This window comes from Enterobacter sp. MGH85 (assembly GCF_001037655.1).
GTDB lineage: Bacteria > Pseudomonadota > Gammaproteobacteria > Enterobacterales > Enterobacteriaceae > Enterobacter > Enterobacter intestinihominis.
The window spans coordinates 907,071-925,465 of record NZ_KQ089925.1; the positions used below are offsets into that span (position 1 = coordinate 907,071).

14 protein-coding genes, 1 tRNA gene and 2 rRNA genes (1 of these 17 only partly in view) are annotated in these 18,395 nt (G+C 54.9%); 11 read left to right on the top strand and 6 right to left on the bottom strand.

Features of this window, described 5'->3' with window-relative positions:
- Positions 1-22: 22 nt before the first annotated feature.
- Together mioC and asnC are read right to left on the bottom strand one after the other, a co-directional pair.
- Positions 23-472: an FMN-binding protein MioC gene (gene mioC, locus SK51_RS04250; RefSeq protein ID WP_023305124.1), complete on the bottom strand. Its 450-nt coding sequence runs from the start codon at positions 470-472 to the stop codon at positions 23-25.
- Between the two features lie 90 nt (positions 473-562).
- The gene (gene asnC, locus SK51_RS04255; protein ID WP_003862383.1) at positions 563-1,021 is read right to left on the bottom strand and encodes a transcriptional regulator AsnC; all 459 of its coding nucleotides are present in this window, start codon (positions 1,019-1,021) and stop codon (positions 563-565) included.
- Positions 1,022-1,172: 151 nt separating this feature from the next.
- Here asnC and asnA point away from each other — a divergent pair, with 151 nt between their 5' ends.
- On the top strand, positions 1,173-2,165 hold the full coding sequence (gene asnA, locus SK51_RS04260; protein ID WP_003862385.1) for an aspartate--ammonia ligase: 993 nt from the start codon (positions 1,173-1,175) through the stop codon (positions 2,163-2,165).
- Here asnA and viaA read toward each other — a convergent pair whose 3' ends face one another.
- Both viaA and ravA read right to left on the bottom strand, forming a co-directional pair.
- Positions 2,166-3,617, bottom strand: coding sequence for an ATPase RavA stimulator ViaA (gene viaA / locus SK51_RS04265; RefSeq protein ID WP_023305123.1), 1,452 nt, complete (start codon positions 3,615-3,617; stop codon positions 2,166-2,168). It abuts the gene before it with no gap.
- Positions 3,611-5,107 carry an ATPase RavA gene (ravA, locus tag SK51_RS04270; protein WP_022649869.1) on the bottom strand — a complete coding sequence of 499 codons (1,497 nt, stop codon included), beginning with the start codon at positions 5,105-5,107 and terminating at the stop codon, positions 3,611-3,613. Before ravA ends, viaA begins: the two co-directional genes overlap by 7 nt.
- Before the next feature lie 222 nt (positions 5,108-5,329).
- Between ravA and kup the strand changes: the two genes are divergently transcribed.
- The 7 genes from kup to rbsR all read left to right on the top strand — a co-directional run bounded on the left by kup (position 5,330) and on the right by rbsR (position 13,715).
- Entirely contained in the window at positions 5,330-7,198 is a 1,869-nt protein-coding gene (kup, locus tag SK51_RS04275) for a low affinity potassium transporter Kup (protein WP_006808744.1), read from the top strand.
- 662 nt (positions 7,199-7,860) lie between these two features.
- Complete coding sequence (rbsD, locus tag SK51_RS04280) at positions 7,861-8,280, top strand: D-ribose pyranase (protein WP_003862392.1); 420 nt, start codon at positions 7,861-7,863, stop codon at positions 8,278-8,280.
- 7 nt (positions 8,281-8,287) lie between these two features.
- Entirely contained in the window at positions 8,288-9,793 is a 1,506-nt protein-coding gene (gene rbsA / locus SK51_RS04285; RefSeq protein WP_022649867.1) for a ribose ABC transporter ATP-binding protein RbsA, read from the top strand.
- Between the two features lie 4 nt (positions 9,794-9,797).
- Positions 9,798-10,763 carry a ribose ABC transporter permease gene (rbsC, locus tag SK51_RS04290; RefSeq protein ID WP_022649866.1) on the top strand — a complete coding sequence of 322 codons (966 nt, stop codon included), beginning with the start codon at positions 9,798-9,800 and terminating at the stop codon, positions 10,761-10,763.
- Positions 10,764-10,790: 27 nt separating this feature from the next.
- On the top strand, positions 10,791-11,681 hold the full coding sequence (gene rbsB, locus SK51_RS04295; RefSeq protein WP_003862397.1) for a ribose ABC transporter substrate-binding protein RbsB: 891 nt from the start codon (positions 10,791-10,793) through the stop codon (positions 11,679-11,681).
- A gap of 108 nt (positions 11,682-11,789) precedes the next feature.
- Positions 11,790-12,719, top strand: a complete 930-nt coding sequence (gene rbsK, locus SK51_RS04300; protein ID WP_023305120.1) for a ribokinase — start codon at positions 11,790-11,792, stop codon at positions 12,717-12,719.
- A 3-nt stretch (positions 12,720-12,722) separates the two neighbouring features.
- A complete protein-coding gene (rbsR, locus tag SK51_RS04305) occupies positions 12,723-13,715 on the top strand; it encodes a ribose operon transcriptional repressor RbsR (protein WP_072202236.1) in 993 nt (330 codons plus the stop codon).
- Here rbsR and mdtD read toward each other — a convergent pair.
- Both mdtD and SK51_RS04315 read right to left on the bottom strand, forming a co-directional pair.
- Positions 13,681-15,114, bottom strand: a complete 1,434-nt coding sequence (gene mdtD / locus SK51_RS04310) for a multidrug transporter subunit MdtD (protein ID WP_023305119.1) — start codon at positions 15,112-15,114, stop codon at positions 13,681-13,683. The genes rbsR and mdtD overlap by 35 nt on opposite strands.
- Complete coding sequence (locus SK51_RS04315) at positions 15,111-15,818, bottom strand: FadR/GntR family transcriptional regulator (protein WP_023298937.1); 708 nt, start codon at positions 15,816-15,818, stop codon at positions 15,111-15,113. Before SK51_RS04315 ends, mdtD begins: the two co-directional genes overlap by 4 nt.
- A 455-nt stretch (positions 15,819-16,273) precedes the next feature.
- On the opposite strand from SK51_RS04315, the gene SK51_RS04320 reads away from it, so the two are divergent.
- From SK51_RS04320 to SK51_RS25830, 3 genes are all read left to right on the top strand, one after another.
- Positions 16,274-17,815: ribosomal RNA gene (locus tag SK51_RS04320) — 16S ribosomal RNA — on the top strand.
- An 84-nt stretch (positions 17,816-17,899) separates the two neighbouring features.
- Positions 17,900-17,975, top strand: a tRNA-Glu gene (locus SK51_RS04325).
- 182 nt (positions 17,976-18,157) lie between these two features.
- Positions 18,158-18,395, top strand: a 23S ribosomal RNA gene (locus SK51_RS25830) (it continues 2,288 nt past the right edge of the window).
- Together the 16S and 23S rRNA genes with 1 tRNA gene alongside form the textbook arrangement of a ribosomal RNA operon.

Below are 18,395 nucleotides of genomic sequence, written 5' to 3' on the forward strand. Positions count from 1 at the left end.
TCCACATCTGATCGCACGATCTTTAATCGTTTTTGAGTAATTTTTTCCATTCCGCGAGCCAGATCTCGGCTGGATCTTCGGGAATATCATGATCGAGGATGTTGATCTTCAGTGTTTCACCCAGCTGTTTTGCTCCGCAGGCGGTCACCGCAGCTTCTACTTTCTCTATGGCGCCACAGAAAGTGTCATATTCACGGCTGCCGATCCCCACAGCGCCAAACCGGACGTTTGACAGATCGGGCTGTTGTTCCAGCAGTTCGTCATATAAAGGTTGCAGGTTATCCGGCAGATCGCCCGCGCCGTGCGTGGAGGTGATCAGCAGCCAGACCCCGTCAGTCGGGAGATCTTCCAGCAGCGGTCCGTGCAGCGTTTGTGTAGAAAAGCCCGCGTCTTCCAGCTTCTCAGCCAGATGTTCCGCTACATATTCCGCACCGCCCAGGGTGCTGCCGCTGATAAGAGTAATGTCCGCCATTGATCGCTCGCTCAGATAAAGAGGCGGCCATTGTACGCTGTGAACGAGCTGGGATCTACCTGTGGAAAATGTGGGAATGAAATTGCCCGATCACGGGCGGATAGTACGCATGATCGGGTTTTGCAGGGAGATCAGGGTTTCGGTGGACTGAATTTCATCGATTGTTTGGATCTTGTTGATAAGTACCTGCTGGAGGGCGTCGATGGATCGGCACATGACCTTTATAAAGATGCTGTAGTGCCCGGTGGTGTAGTACGCCTCAGTGACTTCATCCAGCGCGTTCAGCTTCTCCAGCGCGGAGGGGTAATCTTTGGCGCTTTTCAGAATAATGCCAATGAAGCAGCAGACGTCGTAGCCGAGTTGCTTCGGGCTGACATCAATGCGTGCGCCGGTGATGATCCCGGCCTGCTTCATTTTCTCTACGCGAACGTGAATGGTCCCCGGGCTGACGCCAAATTGTTTCGCCAGTTCGGCATACGCGGTGCGTGCGTTGGCCATGAGCGCTTCCAGAATGCCGCGGTCCAGATTGTCGATCTGATAATTTTCCATAGGTTTTTCTTATGAAGATTAATGATTCCTTCTATTCTAGCGTCTTATTTTAACGAATCAAAAGTGAAGGTGGCTTTTTGTTGATGGGTTATTGAATTAAGCGCCTGTTCTGTTGCTTAATCAGTATCAACAGGACGCAGGAGTATAAATAATGAAAACCGCTTACATCGCAAAACAACGCCAGATCAGTTTCGTTAAATCCCATTTTTCTCGCCAGCTGGAAGAGAAGCTTGGCCTTATTGAAGTGCAGGCGCCGATTCTGAGCCGCGTGGGTGACGGGACGCAGGATAACTTGTCTGGTTGCGAAAAAGCGGTACAGGTAAAAGTGAAAACACTGCCAGACGCCCAGTTCGAAGTGGTTCATTCCCTGGCGAAGTGGAAGCGTCAAACCCTGGGACAACACGACTTCAGCGCGGGCGAAGGGCTTTACACGCATATGAAAGCCCTTCGCCCCGATGAAGACCGCCTCTCCCCCATTCACTCTGTCTACGTTGACCAGTGGGACTGGGAGCGCGTAATGGGTGACGGAGAGCGTCACGTCGGTACGCTGAAATCTACCGTTGAGGCGATCTACGCCGGGATCAAAGCGACCGAAGCGGCCGTGAGCAAAGAGTTTGGTCTGGCACCGTTCCTGCCGGAAACGATCCACTTTGTTCACAGTCAGGAGTTGCTGAGCCGTTTCCCGGATCTGGATGCCAAAGGCCGTGAACGCGCGATCGCCAAAGAGCTGGGCGCGGTATTCCTGATCGGCATTGGCGGGAAATTGTCTGATGGTAAACGTCACGACGTCCGTGCGCCGGATTACGATGACTGGAGCACCGTGGGCGAGAGCGAATATGCCGGTCTGAACGGCGATATTCTGGTCTGGAACCCGGTTCTGGAAGATGCGTTTGAACTCTCTTCGATGGGGATCCGCGTGGATGCTGAAGCACTGAAGCGTCAGCTGGCCGTGACCGGTGATGAAGATCGTCTGCAACTGGAGTGGCACCAGGCGCTGCTGCGCGGTGAAATGCCGCAGACCATCGGCGGTGGTATTGGCCAGTCTCGTCTGACCATGCTGCTGTTGCAACTGTCCCATATCGGTCAGGTACAGTGTGGGGTCTGGCCGCAGCAGGTACGTGAGAGCGTCGGTTCTCTTCTTTAATTAACGTCGCCAGCGTCTGAGCAGGCGGCTACGCAACCCGGTATCAAAGCGCCAGATGTGATCGAAGATGCGCATGATGCCGGGTTTTCCATGTGCAGACATCGCCACGGCATGGAAGCGGTGCTGATGCACGCGCTGCATCTCCTTCACTTTATTCACGACGTCGTCCGGCAGTCGCTGGGCAATAAAATCGGAAATCACCACCGCATCCGCGTCGTACCAGTCTCCGCCCTGCATGCGCTCAATGATGCTGCGAAAACAGCTGGCCAGATCGGTGCCGCCGCGAAAGCGCTGGCTTAAAAAGCGGATCGCCTGTTCCAGCCCCTGTGGGCTGGTCAGTTCATACCCCACCACTTCGCTGGAAAATAACATGATGTAGCAGCGACGACGATCGGCGAGCGCCACGCGCATCAGAGCCAGGCAGAACGCTTTTGCACACTGCTCGTTAAATCCCCCCATCGATCCGGATGTATCTACGCAAACAATGAATGGACCGCGCGGTTGCTCATCAAAGTCCTGATGCACCACCGGGCGCTGGCTGATTTTTTCGCGCCAGGCTTCGCCATGCAACCGATAGGTAAGAAGCTGTTTTTCCACCAGACGGCGATAAAACTCATACTCCAGTTCGGTCATTCCCAGCGTGCTGAGTTCCGTAGGCAACAGCCGCAGGATGTCATCGCTTTGCTGTAAGCCGTCCACCTGCTCCGGTACGGTGGACGGCTCGCGTACCAGCGTACGAAAGGTTTCCATCGGCGCATCTTTCTTTGGAACTGACCTGGCCTCCCGGGAACGACCAAGCTGTTCAGCAAGCTTCATCAGCTCCGGCTGTTGTGCCAGAAAGTCGCCGTACTTCACGATCAACTGATAATCGCCACGTTTTAACTGACCGGCACTCATATCCCAGAGTCGACCGGCGGCGTTTTCATTCTCCACCAGCACCTGTTCTAGCTGGCCGCTTAACGTCATCCGCTCCTGAACTTCGCTTAACAGCTGTTCGCGCTCTTCGTCCAGCAACTGCTGGTTGAGAGAGGTGGCCTGAACGACAAGACTGAGCCGCCAGCGCTGTAAAAACAGCGTATGCAGGGCGGGAGTAAAGCTGGGGTTGTCCGTGACCAGCGCTCTGGCCTGGCTGGCAAACGGAGAGTGAACGTTATCTAGCAGCGTCAGGGTTTGCTGTAGCTGGGCAATAAACTGCGGCGTTGAAAGCCGCTGGCACTGCTGGTAACCAGCCACTTCCTCTGTCAGTTCCTGCGGGACTTCCGTCTCCTTAAACCGCTGGCGCAGGTTATCGCGCCAGCGGGGAAGATCGTCCGTCATTGCTTTTCTGAGCTTCGGAAATTTTTCAAAGAAGGCCGCCAGCTGCGGTGAAGCGAGCAGGGTAATGACGACCTCTTCGATCAACCCTTCCTCGCTAACCGCCAGCATGACGTTAAGCGTGTCCAGCGTTAGCATTGACGCGCCTGTTTAATCTGCGCGCTGACATCCTGCAAGCTGGCTTCAATGCGACCTAACCAGTCGCTATGGATAAAGAGGCATTTCTGCTGCTCGCTGAAGCGCGTGTGCTGCTGATGCCATTCGTTATCCAGCGCTTCGAGCTGCTGTTTGATCTCCTCCGGAAGACTGTCAGAGGCCGTGCCCGGCAGCGCCAGGCGCGATCCCTGAAGGCTGACGTCGCGGATCACAAGGTGCTGGCTGCTGTCGACTTCCATCGACAGCGGCTGTGCAAAGCCGATACCGTTGAGTTTACCGCGGATCTCGCCGCCCTTATCCAGCCACTGAACCAGCGCAACGCGTTCGATCGTCACGTGCACCACCTGCATATCATGAAGCTTCAGCGGCTGCTGAAGAAGAAGCGTGAGCGAGGCGTCAGTCAGCTCGGCTGGCAGTTCATAGTGCGGTTTACGGGCAAACATCCCGCCAAGACGGTTCACCTTCAGCGCGGTTTTGTCACTTTGCTGCTGCTGAAGCTGAAGACGACGTTGGGCAATCGCCCCCAGTTGATTAAGCATGGATTGCTGACCCCACGCGTGCCCGGTCATCAAAACGTCCAGCTGCTGCTGCATCAGATTCATCCCTTCTGCGTCGTGCCACAGACAGTCTTTCAGCAGGATTAGATCGATGGGGGCGACAGCATCGCGGCCGCTGAACAGGGCGCTTGCCTGAAGCAGACGAATGGCTTTTTTCCAGCGACGGTCGGAGACGTAAGGCGCGGAGGGCAATAAATCAAGCTGCTGGCGCAGCATGAAGATCAGCTCAAAGACGGCATCGGGCAGCTTAATTTTGCCTATCTCTTCCTGCCACTGGTCATACTCTTCGTCCGTGACCTGTAATGATGGTGCCACCGGATTTTCGTTTTCGTCCTGCTGGCTTACCAGCATTGAGCGGAAGTTCGATTTGTCCTGGACTTTATCCAGCCACAGGCGGATCAGCATGCGGTCATACAGCGCTTCAAGGCTGCTGTCGGCTTCGGGAAGTTCGTTAGACGCGGCCACCAGCAACCGCATGGGGATCTTCTCTTCGCTCGCGCCGTTGCGGAAGCGGCGTTCGTTGATTGCCGTCAGCAGGGTATTCAGAATGGCCGGGCCGGCTTTCCAGATCTCATCAAGAAAGACGATTTCAGCTTCCGGGAGATAGCCCGCCGTCAGACGTTCATAGCGTCCCTCATCTTTTAACGCCTGAATGGAGAGCGGGCCGAAAACTTCTTCCGGCGTGGAGAAGCGCGTCATCAAATACTCGAATGCGCGAGCGTTCTGGAAAGCGAATTTGAGGCGGCGTGCGATCAGACTTTTGGCAATGCCCGGCGGACCCAGCAGAAACACGCTTTCCCCGCTCAGCGCCGCCAGTAAACAGAGGCGAATGGCGTGGCTACGCTCGTAAAGGCCTTTCTCCAGCGCACTGCTGAGGCGGGAAATTCTTTCTGCTAATAAATGTGAGTGAGCCATAATAGTTTTGCATCCTTTCGCCGTCGTGGCGGCTAATTGAAGCGAGTATAGACGTTTCGGTCTGGCCTGGTAATAGGCTGAAGTGCGGCGCTATTTTCTTTGCGCTACATTAATGCGGCTGCATTTAGGGGTACGATTTTGCATTGAATCGTGCATACTGTGCGCTTTTTGTGGGCCAAGGGACTAAGCACACATTTGTTATTCAAACGAAAAGACTAGTCTATGAGCACTGATAATAAGCAATCATTACCCGCAGTAACGCTTGCAGCGATCGGGGTTGTCTACGGTGATATCGGCACCAGCCCGCTTTATACGCTTCGTGAATGTTTGTCCGGTCAGTTTGGTTTTGGTGTAGAGCGTGACGCCGTATTTGGTTTCCTCTCGCTCATCTTCTGGCTGCTGATCCTGGTGGTCTCCCTTAAGTATCTCTCTTTCGTTATGCGGGCTGATAACGCGGGCGAGGGCGGAATTCTGACCCTGATGTCCCTTGCTGGGCGCAATACGTCTGCAAGAATGACCTCCGTGCTGGTCATCATTGGCCTGATTGGCGGCAGCTTCTTCTATGGGGAAGTCGTGATTACGCCAGCGATTTCGGTGATGTCGGCCATAGAGGGGCTGGAGATTGTCGCGCCACAGCTTGATACGTGGGTGGTGCCACTCGCTATTATCGTGCTGACGTTGCTGTTTGCTATACAAAAACACGGTACCGGGCTGGTGGGTAAGCTGTTCGCGCCTATTATGCTGGCCTGGTTCCTGATCCTGGCGGCGCTGGGCTTACGCAGTATTATTGCCAACCCGGATGTCCTGCACGCGCTGAACCCAATGTGGGCGGTGCATTTCTTCCTGGAATATAAAGTGGTGTCGTTTGTGGCGCTGGGCGCGGTAGTGCTTTCCATTACCGGTGTTGAAGCGCTGTATGCAGATATGGGCCACTTCGGGAAACTCCCAATTCGCGTCGCCTGGTTTAGCGTTGTTCTGCCTTCACTGGTGCTGAATTACTTCGGCCAGGGCGCGCTGCTGCTTGCCCATCCTGAAGCGATTAAAAACCCGTTCTTCCTGCTGGCGCCGGACTGGGCGCTGGTTCCGATGCTGATCCTGGCGACGCTGGCGACGGTCATTGCCTCTCAGGCTGTTATTTCCGGCGTATTCTCCCTGACGCGTCAGGCCGTGCGTTTGGGTTATCTCTCCCCAATGCGCATTATCCATACCTCTGAGATGGAGTCAGGCCAGATCTACATTCCGTTCGTCAACTGGCTGCTCTATTTCGCGGTGGTGATTGTTATCGTCAGCTTCGAGCACTCCAGTAACCTGGCGGCGGCGTACGGTATCGCGGTAACCGGAACGATGGTGTTGACCTCTATTCTCTCCACCACCGTGGCGTACCGTAACTGGCACTGGAATAAGTTCCTCGTGGGGCTGATCCTGGTTGGCTTCCTCTGTATCGACGTACCGCTGTTCTCAGCGAACCTCGATAAGATTGTCTCCGGTGGCTGGCTGCCGCTGACGCTGGGTCTGGTGATGTTCATCGTGATGACGACGTGGAAGAGCGAACGTTTCCGCCTGCTGCGTCGTATGCATGAGCACGGTAATTCTCTGGAGGCGATGATCGCCTCGCTGGAGAAATCCCCGCCGGTGCGAGTGCCGGGTACGGCGGTGTATATGTCTCGTGCGCTGAACGTGATCCCGTTTGCGCTGATGCATAACCTTAAGCACAACAAAGTGCTGCACGAGCGCGTGATCCTGCTGACGCTGCGTACCGAAGATGCGCCGTATGTTCACAACGTGCGACGCGTACAGATTGAGCAGCTGTCGCCAACCTTCTGGCGCGTGGTGGCAAGCTACGGCTGGCGCGAAACGCCGAACGTGGAAGAGGTATTCCACCGCTGCGGTCTGGAAGGGTTGAGTTGCCGCATGATGGAGACATCGTTCTTTATGTCCCACGAGTCGCTGATCATCGGCAAGCGCCCATGGTATCTGCGCCTGCGCGGCAAGCTGTATCTCATCCTGCAACGTAACGCCCTGCGTGCGCCTGACCAGTTTGAGATCCCGCCTAACCGCGTGATTGAGCTGGGGACGCAGGTCGAGATTTAATTCTCAGTGCGGCCTGATGCCCTCACCCTGCCCCTCTCCCACAGGGCTGAGGGATCCCCAGTAATTTTTTTATGCAGAAGCAATAAAGTTGCTTTCTAAATGACTGAGGGCTGTCAGCGATGCCCTGGTCCGGCTGTAAATCGCTGAGGCGTTTCCTGCAGGCCGGGGCGAGGCGCAGGGATGCGCCGAGAGGGCGGCTTTACAGGGACGTTGCCTCCGCCCGTACCCGATAAGCCGGAAGGAATAAGCCGAGGGCACCGCGAAGCGGCGATTTACCGCCGGGAGCCCGGGTCGCCAGGGTGGTGGCGACTGAGCCACCCTGGCACGTTCACCGGTCATGTCGTTACAGAGTAGCAAGGAACATAAAGTGAACGGAATGACCACCACCGCCGTATGTTCCCCTCACCCTAACCCTCTCCCCGGAGGGGCGAGGGGATTGCTCAGTGCTCGCATTAATTTGTGGGGAACCCTCAGCCCACAGGGAGAGGGCGCAAACATAAAAAACGGTAACCTGACGGTTACCGTTTTGCATTTACCTCCTTTGCATTTCACTTAGCGAAACGTTTCGACGCCGATCACAAATCCGTTACGTCATGATGGTTTTCTGAACACTTCTGCGGCTACACTGTTTTTAGCGAAACGTTTCGCTAGTGGAGCAAAAAATGAAGAAAGGCACAGTACTCAACTCAGAAATATCATCGGTAATTTCCCGTCTTGGGCATACCGATACGCTGGTGGTTTGCGATGCAGGCTTACCGGTTCCGCGCAGCACAACCCGTATCGATATGGCGTTAACGCAGGGCGTACCCTCGTTCATGCAGGTACTGGAAGTCGTGACGGCGGAGATGCAGGTTGAGGCGGCCATTCTCGCGGCGGAAATCAAACAACATAATCCGCAACTCCACGAAACGTTGCTCAGCCACATTGAGCAACTGCAACAGCACCAGGGAAACACCATAGAAATTCGTTACACAACGCACGAGCAGTTCAAACAACAAACCGCAGACAGTCAGGCGGTGATTCGCAGCGGGGAGTGTTCCCCGTATGCGAATATCATTCTCTGTGCTGGCGTCACCTTCTGAGGCCATCATGGACGCATTACTGCAACTCAAAGGGATCGATAAGTCGTTCCCGGGCGTTAAAGCCCTCTCTGGCGCGGCGCTGAACGTCTATTCCGGGCGCGTAATGGCGCTGGTGGGCGAAAACGGCGCGGGCAAATCCACCATGATGAAAGTGCTGACCGGGATCTATCAACGCGATGCCGGTTCGCTGCTGTGGCTGGGTAAAGAGACCACCTTCAACGGCCCGAAATCCTCTCAGGAAGCGGGCATTGGCATCATCCACCAGGAGCTGAACCTGATCCCGCAGCTCACCATTGCGGAGAACATCTTCCTCGGCCGTGAGTTCGTGAACCGGTTTGGCAAAATCGACTGGAAAACCATGTATGCCGAAGCGGACAAACTGCTGGCGAAGCTGAATCTGCGCTTTAAGAGCGACCGACTGGTGGGCGACCTTTCCATCGGCGATCAGCAGATGGTGGAGATCGCGAAGGTGCTGAGCTTCGAGTCGAAGGTCATCATTATGGATGAACCGACCGACGCCCTGACCGATACCGAAACCGAATCCCTGTTCCGCGTGATCCGTGAGTTGAAATCCCAGGGGCGCGGCATTGTCTATATCTCTCACCGCATGAAAGAAATTTTCGAGATCTGCGACGACGTCACCGTCTTCCGCGACGGGCAGTTCATTGCCGAGCGTGAAGTGGCCACGCTGACCGAAGATTCGCTGATTGAAATGATGGTGGGACGTAAGCTCGAAGACCAGTATCCGCGTCTGGACAAAGCGCCAGGAGAGATCCGCCTGAAGGTGGATAACCTCTGCGGGCCGGGTGTGGATGACGTCTCCTTTACCCTGCGCAAGGGCGAGATCCTTGGCGTCGCGGGCCTGATGGGCGCGGGACGTACCGAACTGATGAAAGTGCTCTATGGCGCACTGCCGCGCACCAGCGGCTACGTTACCCTTGACGGCCATGAGGTAGTCACCCGCTCGCCGCAGGATGGCCTGGCGAACGGCATTGTCTATATCTCCGAAGACCGTAAGCGTGACGGCTTAGTGCTGGGCATGTCGGTAAAAGAGAACATGTCCCTGACCGCGCTACGCTATTTCAGCCGCAGCGGCGGCAGCCTGAAACATAAAGATGAGCAGCAGGCGGTCAGCGATTTTATCCGTCTCTTTAACGTTAAAACCCCATCGATGGAGCAGGCGATTGGTCTGTTGTCCGGCGGTAATCAGCAGAAAGTGGCGATTGCCCGCGGGTTGATGACGCGCCCGAAAGTACTGATCCTCGATGAGCCAACTCGCGGCGTTGACGTGGGCGCGAAAAAAGAGATCTATCAGCTGATTAACCAGTTCAAGGCCGACGGTCTGAGCATCATTCTGGTCTCTTCCGAGATGCCAGAAGTATTAGGCATGAGCGATCGCATTATCGTCATGCATGAAGGGCATCTCGGTGGTGAATTCACTCGCGAGCAGGCCACCCAGGAAGTTCTGATGGCTGCCGCTGTGGGCAAGCTTAATCGCGTGAATCAGGAGTAAGAAGATGACTACCCAGGCTGTTTCTGGTCGCCGCTATTTCACAAAGGCATGGCTGATGGAACAAAAATCGCTGATTGCCCTGCTGGTGCTGATCGCGATTGTCTCGACCATGAGCCCGAACTTTTTTACCGTTAATAACCTGTTCAACATTCTTCAGCAGACCTCCGTCAACGCCATTATGGCGGTGGGGATGACGCTGGTGATTTTGACCTCGGGTATCGATCTGTCCGTCGGTTCCCTGCTGGCGCTCACCGGTGCGATTGCCGCGTCGATTGTCGGTATTGAGGTCAACGCGCTGGTGGCCGTTGCTGCTGCGCTGGCGGCAGGTGCGGCAATTGGCGCGGTAACCGGCGTGATTGTGGCAAAAGGCCGCGTACAGGCGTTTATTGCCACGCTGGTGATGATGCTGCTGCTGCGCGGCGTCACCATGGTGTACACCAACGGTAGCCCGGTGAATACCGGCTTTACCGAAAACGCCGATCTATTTGGTTGGTTTGGTATCGGACGCCCTCTGGGTATCCCGACGCCAGTCTGGATCATGGCTATCGTCTTCCTGGCGGCATGGTACATGCTGCATCATACCCGTCTGGGTCGTTATATTTATGCGCTGGGCGGTAACGAATCGGCAACGCGTCTGTCCGGTATTAGCGTCAACAAAGTTAAAATTATCGTTTACTCCCTGTGCGGTCTGCTGGCATCTCTGGCGGGCATCATCGAAGTGGCGCGCCTCTCTTCCGCGCAGCCAACGGCGGGTACGGGCTATGAGCTGGATGCCATCGCGGCAGTGGTTCTGGGTGGTACGAGCCTTGCGGGCGGTAAAGGTCGCATTGTTGGGACATTGATCGGCGCACTGATCCTCGGTTTCCTGAATAATGGCTTGAATTTGTTAGGTGTTTCCTCCTATTACCAGATGATCGTTAAGGCAGTGGTGATTTTGCTGGCGGTACTGGTAGACAACAAAAAACAGTAACTGACGACACTACAGGACATCTTAGATATGAACATGAAAAAACTGGCTACCCTGGTTTCTGCTGTCGCGCTGAGCGCAACCGTAAGTGCTAACGCCATGGCGAAGGACACCATCGCGCTGGTTGTCTCTACCCTGAACAACCCGTTCTTCGTCTCCCTGAAGGATGGCGCGCAGAAAGAAGCAGACAAACTGGGTTACAACCTGGTGGTGCTGGATTCTCAGAACAACCCGGCGAAAGAGCTGGCTAACGTTCAGGACTTAACCGTTCGTGGTACCAAAATCCTGCTGATCAACCCAACCGATTCCGACGCGGTCGGTAACGCCGTGAAGATGGCAAACCAGGCGAAGATCCCGGTAATCACCCTGGACCGTCAGGCGACCAAAGGCGACGTTGTTAGCCATATTGCGTCTGATAACGTACTGGGCGGTAAAATCGCCGGTGACTACATCGCGAAGAAAGCAGGTGAAGGCGCGAAAGTGATCGAGTTGCAGGGTATCGCCGGGACTTCCGCGGCCCGTGAACGTGGTGAAGGTTTCCAGCAGGCTGTAGCGGCGCACAAATTTAACGTGCTGGCGAGCCAGCCGGCAGACTTCGACCGTACAAAGGGTCTGAACGTCATGCAGAACCTGCTGACCGCGCATCCTGATGTGCAGGCGGTATTCGCACAGAACGACGAAATGGCGCTCGGTGCGCTGCGTGCGCTCCAGACTGCGGGTAAATCAGATGTGATGGTTGTCGGATTTGACGGCACGCCGGATGGTGAAAAAGCAGTAAATGATGGCAAACTGGCTGCGACCATCGCTCAGCTGCCTGAGCAGATTGGCGCGACTGGCGTGCAAACTGCCGATAAAGTGCTGAAGGGCGAAAAAGTTCAGGCCAAATATCCTGTTGACCTGAAACTGGTCATTAAGCAGTAAAGGCGATTCAGGCAGTCGCTGGCTGCCTGAGGGACACCAAATAAAAGAAAAGTGTGGCATACGCCACCGGGTAATACCGGTGGCGCTCTCAGATGGACACCTCAATACATGAAAACCGCAGGCAACCTCGTCGTCCTTGGCAGTATCAATGCCGATCACATTCTTAACCTTGAAACGTTCCCCACTCCGGGCGAAACCGTCACCGGCAATCAGTATCAGGTCGCGTTCGGCGGTAAGGGTGCAAACCAGGCAGTTGCCGCCGGACGCAGCGGGGCAAATATCGCGTTTATCGCCTGTACGGGTGATGACGATACCGGCGAGCGCGTACGCAAACAGCTGGCAAGCGACAACATCGACATCGCACCCGTCAGCGTGGTTGCAGGGGAATCTACCGGCGTGGCGCTGATTTTCGTCAATGCGGAAGGTGAGAATGTCATCGGTATTCATGCGGGGGCTAATGCCGCGTTAACGACTGAACGCGTCGAAGCGCAGCGTGGGATCATCGCCGGAGCGGAAGCCCTGCTGATGCAGCTGGAGTCACCGGTTGAAAGCGTGCTGGCCGCTGCGAAAATTGCGCATGAAAATCATACGTCTGTCGTACTTAACCCGGCGCCTGCCTGTGTATTATCAGACGAGCTGCTGGCGCTGGTGGATATCATCACCCCGAACGAAACCGAAGCGGAAAAGCTGACGGGTATCCGTGTCGAAAATGATGACGATGCCGCGCGTGCCGCGCTTGCGCTGCATGATAAAGGCATCGGCACCGTGATCATCACCCTCGGCAGCCGTGGGGTGTGGGCTAGCGTCAATGGCGAAGGCCGTCGCGTACCGGGCTTTAAGGTCAAAGCCATTGATACCATCGCCGCAGGTGACACCTTCAACGGTGCGCTGGTAACGGCGCTGCTGGAAGGAAAAGCAATGGATGACGCGATTCGCTTCGCGCATGCCGCCGCCGCGATTGCGGTGACGCGTAAAGGCGCTCAGCCTTCTGTTCCATGGCGTAAAGAGATTGATGAATTCTTAAGTCAGCAGGGGTAACGCTTGGCCACAATGAAAGATGTCGCCCGTATGGCGGGCGTTTCTACCTCGACTGTCTCCCACGTTATCAATAAGGATCGCTTCGTCAGCGAGGCGATTCGGGAGAAAGTTGACGCTGCAATTAAAGAACTCAATTATGCGCCGTCTGCGCTGGCCCGCAGCCTGAAGCTTAACCAGACGCGCACCATCGGCATGCTGATCACCGCCAGTACCAACCCTTTTTATTCTGAACTGGTGCGCGGCGTGGAGCGCAGCTGCTTCGAGCGCGGCTACAGCCTGGTGCTGTGCAATACCGAAGGCGATGAGCAGCGCATGAACCGAAACCTGGAGACGCTGATGCAAAAACGCGTCGACGGGCTGCTGCTGCTCTGTACCGAAACGCATCAACCCTCGAAAGAGATTATCCAGCGCTACCCTTCTATTCCTACGGTGATGATGGACTGGGCGCCGTTCGACGGCACCAGCGATCTGATCCAGGATAACTCGCTGCTGGGTGGCGATATGGCGACCCAGCATCTGATAGATAAAGGTCATACCCGCATTGCCTGTATTACCGGCCCGCTGGATAAAACCCCGGCGCGCTTGCGTCTGGAAGGCTATCTTTCGGCCATGGAACGGGCGGGGCTTGCCATTCCTGATGGCTATCGCATCACCGGCGATTTCGAATTTAATGGTGGATTTGAAGCAATGCAGAAACTGCTGGCGCAAGAGCCGCGCCCGCAGGCGGTGTTTATCGGTAACGATGCGATGGCATTCGGAGCTTATCAGGCGCTGTATCAGGCGGGATTACGTGTTCCGGACGACATGGCGATCGTCGGTTATGATGATATCGAACTGGCGCGCTACATGACGCCGCCGCTGACCACCATTCATCAGCCGAAGGATGAACTGGGTGAGCTGGCCATCGATGTGTTGATCCACCGCATGGCTCAGCCCACGCTGCAACAGCAACGTTTGCAGCTTACTCCTGTTCTGATGGAACGCGGTTCGGTTTAGCCTTCTCTTTATGACGCTCTTTAATCAGGTTCCGGCCGTCTTTTGGTTTTAACAACATAAAGACCACCGCCGATACCACGGTAAGCGCGCCCATGGTGATAAAGGTATAGTGGAACTGCTCAACGGTATTTGTACCGTCAAACCCTTCATAAAACCGCAGTACCGCCGCGCTCACGGCAACCCCGAGGCTGATCGACAGCTGTTGAGTGACCGCCAGTACGCTGTTGCCGCTGCTGGCATTCTCGTCGGTGAGGTCCCCAAGGGTGATGGTGTTCATCGACGTAAACTGCGTCGACATGGCCATGCCCAGCACAAACAGCGGCAGGATCAGCATCCAGATGGGTAACGCCGCAGATTGCAGGGAGAACTGCGCAATCATCAATCCAATAAAGATCGTCACGCCAACCAGCGTCTTACGATAGCCAAACCAGCGCAGCACCTGCGTGACCGTCGATTTTGCCAGAATTGAGCCCATCGCTGTGGGGGCCATCATGCAGCCAGCAATCAGGGCCGGATAGCCGAAACCGACCTGGAGCATCAGCGGCATCAGGAACGGTACGCAGCCCGTGCCCAGACGCGAGGCAATATTGCCCGCGATCCCGACGGAAAACGTTCGGGTGTTAAACAGAGATAAAGAGATAAGCGGTGTCGGATGGCGACGCGCATGACGGATATATAGAAGGAACAGCAGAATACCGCTAAGGATGATGGCCAGCGCCAGCCACGTCGCTACGATTTTCTCGCCAAACAGCTCCATCCCGCTGGAGAACAGGACCAGGCTCAGGCCAAACAGGAAGAAGCCGCCCATATCGAAGCTGCGTCGTGGTGTGGTGAAGTTCGGCATATATTTGCGGGCATAGATTAGCCCTGCCACACCAATCGGAATATTAATCAGGAAGATCCAGTGCCAGCTTGCCCAGGTCACCAGTACGCCGCCGAGAACCGGGCCAAGTATCGGGCCGACCAGCCCCGGCATAGTCACAAAGTTGAGCACCGGGAGCAGTTCGCTGCGCGGATAGGCGCGCAATAACGCCAGACGCGCGACGGGCATCATCATCGCGCCGCCTATCCCCTGTAGAACGCGGAAGATAACCAGTTCCGTCAGAGAGGTAGAAAGGGCGCAAGCCAGAGAACCGAGGGTGAACAGCGTCACCGCCAGCATAAACACTTTGCGCGTGCCGAAACGATCGGCCAGCCAGCCGCTGACCGGAATGAGCATCGCCACCGTCAGGGTATAACTGATGATGGCGGATTGCATCGCCAGTGGGGAGCGGTTAAGGCTTTGGGCTATTGCGGGAAGGGCGGTATTGAGGATAGTGGCATCCAGTGCCTGCATAAAGAACGCCATGGCTGCAATCCACGGCAATCCGGCCATACTGCGTGCTTTTTTCTCTGTCATTTATTTACCTGCTGGTGGGTTGGCGCGGCCAGCAACGCCTGGCACGCACTCAGGGCTCGCTGCCCGTCGCTTTCCTGAATGGCATCGACTATCGCCTGATGCAGATCCAGCTTCACCACCTCATCCTGTGTGATAGAGGCAAAGTAAGTGTGGTACACAGAATGGAATAAAGAAGCAAAGGAGGTCAGGAAAGGATTTCCGCTCATATTATAGATATGTTCATGCCAGGCCATATCGACTTCTATCCAGCGCTCGCGGTTAAAATGCTTTTTCAGATCCACCATCTCTTCCATAAAAGTATTGAGCTGCGCTTTTTGCTCTGCTGTGCCGAGCGTGGCGGCAAGCAGACAGGCCTGAGGCTCAAGACTGCTGCGCATGACCAGAAAGTGATCGACGACCTGATTAAAGTTATCTTCGGTCATCCACCAGGTGAGTAACTCCTGATCGAGAAAGTTCCAGTTCCCCTGAGGCATAACGCGGGTGCCAATGCGCGGGCGTGGAAGCACCATCCCTTTCGCCGTTAATGTTTTTACCGCTTCGCGAACGGCGGTACGGCTTACACCAAACTGATCCCCCAGCTCCATCTCGCTGGGCAGGATGCTACCTGGGGCATATTTACCCGCTAAGATCAGCTGAGCCAGCTTTTCTGCCAGCACATAGGACAGGTTTTTTTGAGCTGCCAGCTGTTGTGCGCTTAATGGCATCGCTTTTATTCCTTAAATATTGATGCGGCTAATTATGCCATCTCAGGTGTGATTGTGGTTGCAGATACATCAATTAGAACAATTTGTAGCTTGATCTCATCGCTTTTGGTGAAAAAAAACACGGTCAGAAACTTTTTTTAAATTACCTCTTGTCACTTCAGAAGAACTCCCTATAATGCGCCTCCACTGACACGGAACAACGGCACGCAAGCCGCCGGGTCAGCAGAGAAAAGCAAAATAAACGCTTGACTCTGAAGCGGGAAAGCGTAATATGCACACCCCGCGCCGCAGCGAAAACGTAGCGGCACTGCTCTTTAACAATTTATCAGACAATCTGTGTGGGCACTCAAAGTGACATGGATTCTTAACGTCCTCGGACGAAAAATGAATACCAAGTCTCAACGAGTGAACACGTAATTCATTACGAAGTTTAATTCATTGAGCATCAAACTTTTAAATTGAAGAGTTTGATCATGGCTCAGATTGAACGCTGGCGGCAGGCCTAACACATGCAAGTCGAACGGTAACAGGAAGCAGCTTGCTGCTTCGCTGACGAGTGGCGGACGGGTGAGTAATGTCTGGGAAACTGCCTGATGGAGGGGGATAACTACTGGAAACGGTAGCTAATACCGCATAACGTCGCAAGACCAAAGAGGGGGATCTTCGGGCCTCTTGCCATCGGATGTGCCCAGATGGGATTAGCTAGTAGGTGGGGTAACGGCTCACCTAGGCGACGATCCCTAGCTGGTCTGAGAGGATGACCAGCCACACTGGAACTGAGACACGGTCCAGACTCCTACGGGAGGCAGCAGTGGGGAATATTGCACAATGGGCGCAAGCCTGATGCAGCCATGCCGCGTGTATGAAGAAGGCCTTCGGGTTGTAAAGTACTTTCAGCGGGGAGGAAGGCGACAGGGTTAATAACCCTGTCGATTGACGTTACCCGCAGAAGAAGCACCGGCTAACTCCGTGCCAGCAGCCGCGGTAATACGGAGGGTGCAAGCGTTAATCGGAATTACTGGGCGTAAAGCGCACGCAGGCGGTCTGTCAAGTCGGATGTGAAATCCCCGGGCTCAACCTGGGAACTGCATTCGAAACTGGCAGGCTAGAGTCTTGTAGAGGGGGGTAGAATTCCAGGTGTAGCGGTGAAATGCGTAGAGATCTGGAGGAATACCGGTGGCGAAGGCGGCCCCCTGGACAAAGACTGACGCTCAGGTGCGAAAGCGTGGGGAGCAAACAGGATTAGATACCCTGGTAGTCCACGCCGTAAACGATGTCGACTTGGAGGTTGTGCCCTTGAGGCGTGGCTTCCGGAGCTAACGCGTTAAGTCGACCGCCTGGGGAGTACGGCCGCAAGGTTAAAACTCAAATGAATTGACGGGGGCCCGCACAAGCGGTGGAGCATGTGGTTTAATTCGATGCAACGCGAAGAACCTTACCTACTCTTGACATCCAGAGAACTTAGCAGAGATGCTTTGGTGCCTTCGGGAACTCTGAGACAGGTGCTGCATGGCTGTCGTCAGCTCGTGTTGTGAAATGTTGGGTTAAGTCCCGCAACGAGCGCAACCCTTATCCTTTGTTGCCAGCGGTTAGGCCGGGAACTCAAAGGAGACTGCCAGTGATAAACTGGAGGAAGGTGGGGATGACGTCAAGTCATCATGGCCCTTACGAGTAGGGCTACACACGTGCTACAATGGCGCATACAAAGAGAAGCGACCTCGCGAGAGCAAGCGGACCTCATAAAGTGCGTCGTAGTCCGGATTGGAGTCTGCAACTCGACTCCATGAAGTCGGAATCGCTAGTAATCGTGGATCAGAATGCCACGGTGAATACGTTCCCGGGCCTTGTACACACCGCCCGTCACACCATGGGAGTGGGTTGCAAAAGAAGTAGGTAGCTTAACCTTCGGGAGGGCGCTTACCACTTTGTGATTCATGACTGGGGTGAAGTCGTAACAAGGTAACCGTAGGGGAACCTGCGGTTGGATCACCTCCTTACCTTAAAGAACCTGCCTTTGTAGTGTCCACACAGATTGTCTGATGAAAAGTAAATAGCAAGGCGTCTTGCGATTGAGACTGTACGTCCCCTTCGTCTAGAGGCCCAGGACACCGCCCTTTCACGGCGGTAACAGGGGTTCGAATCCCCTAGGGGACGCCACTTGCTGGTTCGTGAGTGAAAGTCACCTGCCGACATATCTCAAAACTGACTTGCGAGTCATGTTTGAGATATTTGCTCTTTAAAAATCTGGATCAAGCTGAAAATTGAAACGACACACAGCTCATGTGTGTTCGAGTCTCTCAAATTTTCGCAATCGGAAGTGAAACATCTTCGGGTTGTGAGGTTAAGCGACTAAGCGTACACGGTGGATGCCCTGGCAGTCAGAGGCGATGAAGGACGTGCTAATCTGCGAAAAGCGCCGGCGAGGTGATATGAACCTTTGACCCGGCGATGTCCGAATGGGGAAACCCAGTGCAATCCGTTGCACTATCGTTAACTGAATACATAGGTTAACGAGGCGAACCGGGGGAACTGAAACATCTAAGTACCCCGAGGAAAAGAAATCAACCGAGATTCCCC

Coding starts and splice junctions, on each gene's coding strand:
- mioC (WP_023305124.1), bottom strand. CDS start 472: ATGGCGGACATTACTCTTATCAGCGGCAGCACCCTGGGCGGTGCGGAA.
- asnC (WP_003862383.1), bottom strand. CDS start 1,021: ATGGAAAATTATCAGATCGACAATCTGGACCGCGGCATTCTGGAAGCG.
- asnA (WP_003862385.1), top strand. CDS start 1,173: ATGAAAACCGCTTACATCGCAAAACAACGCCAGATCAGTTTCGTTAAA.
- viaA (WP_023305123.1), bottom strand. CDS start 3,617: ATGCTAACGCTGGACACGCTTAACGTCATGCTGGCGGTTAGCGAGGAA.
- ravA (WP_022649869.1), bottom strand. CDS start 5,107: ATGGCTCACTCACATTTATTAGCAGAAAGAATTTCCCGCCTCAGCAGT.
- kup (WP_006808744.1), top strand. CDS start 5,330: ATGAGCACTGATAATAAGCAATCATTACCCGCAGTAACGCTTGCAGCG.
- rbsD (WP_003862392.1), top strand. CDS start 7,861: ATGAAGAAAGGCACAGTACTCAACTCAGAAATATCATCGGTAATTTCC.
- rbsA (WP_022649867.1), top strand. CDS start 8,288: ATGGACGCATTACTGCAACTCAAAGGGATCGATAAGTCGTTCCCGGGC.
- rbsC (WP_022649866.1), top strand. CDS start 9,798: ATGACTACCCAGGCTGTTTCTGGTCGCCGCTATTTCACAAAGGCATGG.
- rbsB (WP_003862397.1), top strand. CDS start 10,791: ATGAACATGAAAAAACTGGCTACCCTGGTTTCTGCTGTCGCGCTGAGC.
- rbsK (WP_023305120.1), top strand. CDS start 11,790: ATGAAAACCGCAGGCAACCTCGTCGTCCTTGGCAGTATCAATGCCGAT.
- mdtD (WP_023305119.1), bottom strand. CDS start 15,114: ATGACAGAGAAAAAAGCACGCAGTATGGCCGGATTGCCGTGGATTGCA.
- SK51_RS04315 (WP_023298937.1), bottom strand. CDS start 15,818: ATGCCATTAAGCGCACAACAGCTGGCAGCTCAAAAAAACCTGTCCTAT.